Source organism: Streptomyces glaucescens, assembly GCF_002154375.1.
Classification (GTDB): domain Bacteria; phylum Actinomycetota; class Actinomycetes; order Streptomycetales; family Streptomycetaceae; genus Streptomyces; species Streptomyces glaucescens.
In genome coordinates, this window is sequence record NZ_MUND01000691.1 from 1 (window position 1) to 6,481 (window position 6,481).

Annotated in this window: 5 protein-coding genes; 3 read left to right on the forward strand and 2 right to left on the reverse strand. The window is 70.6% G+C overall.

Annotated features, from left to right (window positions below):
* Positions 1-1,544 (reverse strand): PTS fructose transporter subunit IIC (locus CCN42_RS35115; protein ID WP_107427697.1); only part of this gene is annotated, 1,544 nt, incomplete at its 3' end.
* 346 nt (positions 1,545-1,890) lie between these two features.
* On the opposite strand from CCN42_RS35115, the gene ahcY reads away from it, so the two are divergent.
* Positions 1,891-3,348: an adenosylhomocysteinase gene (gene ahcY / locus CCN42_RS35120; RefSeq protein WP_086741435.1), complete on the forward strand. Its 1,458-nt coding sequence runs from the start codon at positions 1,891-1,893 to the stop codon at positions 3,346-3,348.
* Between the two features lie 127 nt (positions 3,349-3,475).
* The gene (locus CCN42_RS35125) at positions 3,476-4,090 is read left to right on the forward strand and encodes a hypothetical protein (protein WP_086741436.1); all 615 of its coding nucleotides are present in this window, start codon (positions 3,476-3,478) and stop codon (positions 4,088-4,090) included.
* 25 nt (positions 4,091-4,115) lie between these two features.
* Here CCN42_RS35125 and CCN42_RS35130 read toward each other — a convergent pair whose 3' ends face one another.
* Positions 4,116-5,063: an RDD family protein gene (locus CCN42_RS35130; RefSeq protein ID WP_245877610.1), complete on the reverse strand. Its 948-nt coding sequence runs from the start codon at positions 5,061-5,063 to the stop codon at positions 4,116-4,118.
* A gap of 131 nt (positions 5,064-5,194) precedes the next feature.
* Between CCN42_RS35130 and CCN42_RS35135 the strand changes: the two genes are divergently transcribed.
* Complete coding sequence (locus CCN42_RS35135) at positions 5,195-6,202, forward strand: stage II sporulation protein M (protein ID WP_086741437.1); 1,008 nt, start codon at positions 5,195-5,197, stop codon at positions 6,200-6,202.
* The last annotated feature ends 279 nt before the right edge of the window (positions 6,203-6,481 follow it).

Below are 6,481 nucleotides of genomic sequence, written 5' to 3' on the forward strand. Positions count from 1 at the left end.
GGTCCCCGCTCGCTCCCGCGCCCCCGCTCACCGAAGCCGATCAGCGCCACGGTCGCCAGCCCGGTCACCACCGAGCCGGCCACCACCGCCACGAAGAACATCGGCACTCCGCTCACCGCGCCCAGCACCGCCACGACCGGCCCGCCGTGCGGCACCGCGTCCTCCACCCCGGCGAGCCCGGCGACCGCACCGGCCACCGCGCCGCCCAGCATGTTGGCCGGGATGACCTGCGCGGGGCGCGCCGCCGCGAACGGGATCGCGCCCTCGGAGATGCCGAAGCAGCCCATGAACAGCGCGGCCAGGCCGGTCTCCCGCTCCTGCTCGCTGTACAGCCGCCGCCGTATCAGCGTGGCCAGGCCCTGACCGAGCGGCATCACCGGGATCGCGGCCGCGCACATGCCCATGACCGTCTGGTTGCCGGTGGCGATCAGCCCCGCGCCGAACAGGAACGCCGTCTTGTTGACCGGTCCGCCCATGTCGAAGGCGATCATCAGCCCCAGGATGGCGCCGAGCAGCACCGCGCTCGTCCCGGTCATCCCGCTCAGCCAGTCGGTCAGATGCTCGAACACCCAGGAGATCGGCTGCCCGATGACGTAGATGAAGAACAGTCCCAGGGCGGTCGTCGCCACGATCGGGATGACGATGATCGGCATGATCGGCTGCACGAACTTCGGCACCCGGACCCTCTTGATCCCGGCCACCAGGTACCCGGCCAGGAACCCGGTCACGATCGCCCCGATGAACCCGGCGCCCGCCTCGGAGTCGTACAGCTCCCCGGTGTTGGCGATCCAGCCGCCGATCATGCCCGGCACCAGCGCGGGCCGGTCGCCGATCGCGTAGGCGATGTAGCCGGACAGGATCGGCACCATCAGCGTGAAGCCGATGACGCCGACGCTGTTGACGTCCATCCAGAAGGAGTCCTCCGGGATGACCAGACCACCGGACGGGTCGGTGTGCCCGCCCAGCGACAGCGAGACGGCGATCAGCAGTCCGCCGACCACGACGAACGGGATCATGTAGCTGACCCCGTTCATCAGCGCCTTGTACGCGACGCTCCGCTGCTTGCCGCCGCCACCGCCACCGCCACCGCCACTGCCGCCGACGGTGCCCGCCTGCGTGGTCGCACCCCTCGGTGTGGCGGCACCCCTCGGTGTGGCGGCGCCCCTCGGCGTGGCGGCGCCGTTCGGTGTGTGCACCGGCGCCGACAGCACCCGCTCGATCAGCCGCTCTGGATGGCGGATGCCCTCGGCGACCCCGACGCTGAGGACCCGCTTGCCCGCGAAACGGTCGAGGTCCACATCCTTGTCGGCCGCGACGATCACACCGTCCGCCTGGCTGACATCGTTGTCATCGAGCACGTTCTCGGCCCCGATCGAGCCCTGCGTCTCCACCTTCATCTCGATGCCGCGGCTCCGCGCCGCCTGCGCGAGCTTCTCCGCCGCCATGTACGTGTGCGCGATGCCGGTCGGGCACGCGGTCACGGCGAGCAGCCTCAACCGCTTGCCCTCGCCGCCGGTGGGGGGAGGTCCGGCCGGACTGGTCACGTCGATCTCCTTACGTCGTGCTGCTTCGCCCCGTGGGGGGACCCCCGCATCCTGCACCACCCGCCGCCGGCCGCGAAGACGCGGAAGCCACCGTGATATGCGCGATGTGTTCCTCCATGGGCTGGGGACAGCAGGGCCGACCGGTGTAGCTTGGGACGGAGCCAGACGTCGCTGCTGATGGCGGTCGGGCGGTCCCACCGGGGACCGACCGAGGGAGAGAGGGCCTCCGACGGACTGCGCTGCGCGTACGCGGGCATTCCTGTGCCCTCTTTCGGGCACCCCAGTGTCCGCCGCCGCGCAGACCAGCCGTACCCACCTCGACCCAACCCCCGAGGAGCAGCTCGTAATGACGACTGTCGACAACCGACAGGACTTCAAGGTCGCCGACCTCTCCCTGGCCGAGTTCGGCCGCAAGGAGATCACCCTCGCCGAGCACGAGATGCCGGGCCTGATGGCGATCCGCAAGGAGTACGCGCAGGCGCAGCCCCTCAAGGGCGCCCGCGTCACCGGCTCCCTGCACATGACCGTGCAGACCGCCGTCCTCATCGAGACCCTGGTCGCGCTCGGCGCTCAGGTCCGCTGGGCCTCCTGCAACATCTTCTCCACCCAGGACCACGCGGCCGCCGCCATCGCCGTCGGCCCGAACGGCACGCCCGACAACCCGCAGGGCGTCCCGGTCTTCGCCTGGAAGGGCGAGACCCTGGAGGAGTACTGGTGGTGCACGGAGCAGGCGCTGACCTGGCCGAACACCCCCACCGGCGGCCCGAACATGATCCTGGACGACGGTGGCGACGCCACCCTCCTCGTCCACAAGGGCGTCGAGTACGAGAAGGACGGCAAGGTCCCCTCGCCCGACACCGCCGAGTCCGAGGAGCACCGCGTCATCCTCGAACTGCTGACCCGCACGGTGGCCGAGAGCCCCCAGAAGTGGACCCAGCTGGCGTCCGAGATCCGCGGCGTCACCGAGGAGACCACCACCGGTGTCCACCGCCTGTACGAGATGCAGCGCGAAGGCACCCTCCTGTTCCCGGCGATCAACGTCAACGACGCCGTCACCAAGTCGAAGTTCGACAACAAGTACGGCTGCCGCCACTCCCTGATCGACGGCATCAACCGCGCCACCGACACCCTGATCGGCGGCAAGACCGCGGTCGTCTGCGGCTACGGCGACGTGGGCAAGGGCTGCGCGGAGTCCCTGCGCGGACAGGGCGCCCGCGTGATCATCACCGAGATCGACCCGATCTGCGCCCTCCAGGCCGCGATGGACGGCTACCAGGTCACGACCCTCGACGAGGTCGTCGAGACCGCCGACATCTTCATCACCACGACCGGCAACAAGGACATCATCATGGCCGGCGACATGGCCAAGATGAAGCACCAGGCGATCGTCGGCAACATCGGCCACTTCGACAACGAGATCGACATGGCCGGCCTCGCCAAGATCCCCGGCATCGTGAAGGACGAGGTCAAGCCGCAGGTCCACACCTGGACGTTCCCCGACGGCAAGGTGATCATCGTCCTCTCCGAGGGCCGCCTGCTGAACCTGGGCAACGCCACCGGCCACCCGTCGTTCGTGATGTCCAACTCCTTCGCGGACCAGACCCTGGCCCAGATCGAGCTGTTCACCAAGCCCGACGAGTACCCGACCGACGTCTACGTGCTGCCCAAGCACCTCGACGAGAAGGTCGCCCGCCTCCACCTGGACGCGCTCGGCGTGAAGCTGACCACGCTCCGCCCCGAGCAGGCCGAGTACATCGGCGTGAAGGTCGAGGGCCCGTACAAGCCGGACCACTACCGCTACTGAGCCACCCGGTTCAGTCACCGTCCTCCGAGGCAGGCCCCCGCACCCCCGTGCCGGGGGCCTGCCCCTTTGGCCGAACCGGTCCGTGTCGGCAGCGTCCCGGACCGGCCCGTCAGACCCCAGGACCCCCATGCCCCGCGGCCGCTATTCGCTCCACGATCCGCACGATCACACCCCCCTCGCAGAAGAGCACTTCCACTGCGCCCCCGGTCCCTCCGGCTGGCGCTACGTCTCCCAGCTGACGACCCTCGCGGGCGACCACCGAGGCTCCGTCGACCTCGCCCTCGACGACCTCGGCCGCCCCATCCGCCTGGAACTGCACGCGGGTGGCTGGCAGGTGCGCGGCGCCGCCCTCGACGGCGTCACCTGGGTGCGCACGGACCCCACCGGCGCCCACGCCACCGAAGGCAACGTCCCCGCCCACGCCTTCACCGGCACGTCCCCGGCCTTCCTCATCGCCACCGCCCGTCTCCTGCGCCTCACCCCCTCCGGCTCGGCCACCCGCGTACGCCTTGTCGCCTTCACGGACCCGGTCCTCGCCCCGCGCACCCTCGACCAGTCCTGGGCCCTGGTGGGAAGAGAAACACACGCCACTGACAACGGCCCCCTGGCCGTGGACGAATACCAGGTCACAGCCCTGGACACGGGCGAGCAGCACGCCGTGCACATCTCCGGCGACGTGGTCCTGGCCGCCCCCGGCATCGAACTGGAGGACCTGGAATCGCCGCCGTCCGCCTTCGGCTGAGTGGGCGAGGGGCGACCGGCGGTGCCTACGCCGGGGGCACGAACCCCGTGGCAGGACGATCGCCGGAAGCAGGCGGCACCTCACCCCGGCCGGAGTAACCGGACCGACCGGAGTGATCGGCCTGACCGCTCCGAGCCGCGTGACTGGAGTGAGCAGAGTGGGAGTGAGGCGATCCGCCCACGGTCGGGCCTCCGCCGGAATGCCGGGCCGTCCCGCCCGTCGGACCGCTCCCGTGCACCCGCCGAACCTCTCGCGCCTGCCGCTCCTGCAGCACCCCCGCCAGATAGGCGGCCGGAGCCACCCCCGGCGGCACCGGAGTCCCCGTCCGAGCCGCCAGATCGGTGGCGAGACGTTCCGCCATCGCCCAGCCCACCTGCGGATCGAGCTGCTGCATCCGTGCCAGGTACTGCCGCACCGCCAGCCACAGCCCGTCCGGCACCGCCGACAGATCGAGCCCCGCGAACCGCCCGGCCAGCCAGGGCGGAGGCGGCGGCACGAACCCCACGCGCGCGGCAGGCACGCGCTCCCGGACGACTAGCGTCCCGGCGAACACGTCCCCGAGCCGCCGCCCCCGCGCCGAGACCAGCGAGGCGATACAGGCGACGACCCCGAACGTCACCAGGATCTCGATGACCCCGATCACCCCGCGCACCAGCGCGTGCCGGAACCGGATCGGCCCACCGTCGTCCCGCACCACACGCAGCCCGAACGCCAGCTTCCCGAGCGAACGCCCATGGCTCAGCGTCTCCACCGCGATCGGGGCACCCACCAGAACCAGCACGAACGTCGCGACGGACACCGCCGTCCGCGCGGCCTCGTCCCACGAGGCCGTCGTGACCACCAGCACGATCGACACGAGGAGATAGGCCAGCACCGCCACGGCCAGATCGAGCAGCACGGCCAGCGCCCTGCTGGGCAGCCTCGCGGGGCGCAGCTCCAGCGCCACCGCCTCGCCCGTCACCAGCTCACTCACGCCCGCCCGTCCTTCCCCTGGCCTGCCCCGAGAACGGCCAGTCTGCCAAGCTGAGCGCACATCGTGCCCCAGTACGACAAGCTGACATCCACGACGAGTCCCCGCCGAGCAGCCGAGGAGCAGGCACACCGATGGACCTCGACGTCTTCGTCTCCGCCCACCGTGCGGAGTGGGACCGCCTGGATGCCCTGCTCGGGCGCCGGCGCCGGCTGACCGGCCCCGAAGTCGACGAACTCGTCGCCCTCTACCAGCGCACCGCCACCCACCTGTCCCTGATCCAGTCGAGCGCTCCCGACCCGCAGCTCACCGGCCGGCTCAGCCAATTGGTCGCACGCGCGCGCGGAGCCGTCACCGGCACCCGCCGGGCCTCCTGGCGCGACGTCACGCACTTCCTCACGCACGGGTTCCCCGCCGCGGTCTACCGCTCCCGCCACTGGTGGGTGCCCACCGCGCTGCTCTCCGCCCTGATCGCGGCCCTGCTGGGCTGGTGGATCGGCACCCACCCCGAGGTCCAGGCCACCATCGCGGCCCCGGCCGAACTGCGCGAGCTGACCCGCCCCGGCGGGCAGTACGAGTCCTACTACTCCAGCCACCCCGCGGCGTCCTTCGCCGCCCAGGTGTGGACGAACAATGCCCAGGCGGCCGCCCTGTGCCTGGTGATGGGCGTCTTCCTCGGCCTCCCGGTCATCTGGATCCTCTTCCTGAACATGCTCAACCTCGGCATCGGCTTCGGCCTGATGTCCGGAGCGGGCCGCCTCGACACCTTCCTCGGCCTCGTCCTGCCGCACGGCCTGCTGGAACTCACCGCCGTCTTCGTCGCCGCCGGCACCGGTCTTCGTCTCGGCTGGACCGTCATCGACCCGGGACCGCGGACCCGCCGCGCGGCCTTGGCCGAGGAGGGCCGCGCCGCGATCGGCATGGCGATCGGGATCGCCCTCGTCCTGTTCGTCGCGGGTGCCATCGAAGGCTTCGTCACCCCGTCCGGCCTGCCGACATGGGCCCGCATCACCATCGGCGTCGTCGCCGAGCTCGCCTTCCTGGCGTACGTCTATCTCCTCGGCGGCCGAGCGGCCCGCGCCGGCGAGACGGGCGACGTGGAGTCCGCCGAGCGAAGCGCCAGCGTGCCGACCGCCGCCTGATGTGCATCCACGCCCGCCGAGCTGCTACTGTCCTCTTCGTTCCCGCGAGAGCCGTTGACACGGAGCGCGTGGGGAGGTAGATTTAAACAGTTGCCTGGACTGGACCTGATCCGGTCGGCAGCTTTGAGAATCTATCCGCTTCTCGGAATCGATTTCGACGAAGCCACTCCCGATGAAATCGGAAACGGATGGCCGGTCAGACCGGCCCGGAAGTTCTGATAAAGTCGGAACCGCCGGAAAGGGAAACGCGAAAGCGAAAACCTGGAAAGCACCGAGGAA

Bases quoted from the DNA above. Each gene is read 5' to 3' on its own strand.
- CCN42_RS35125 (WP_086741436.1), top strand. From the start codon at position 3,476: ATGCCCCGCGGCCGCTATTCGCTCCACGATCCGCACGATCACACCCCC.
- CCN42_RS35135 (WP_086741437.1), top strand. From the start codon at position 5,195: ATGGACCTCGACGTCTTCGTCTCCGCCCACCGTGCGGAGTGGGACCGC.
- ahcY (WP_086741435.1), top strand. From the start codon at position 1,891: ATGACGACTGTCGACAACCGACAGGACTTCAAGGTCGCCGACCTCTCC.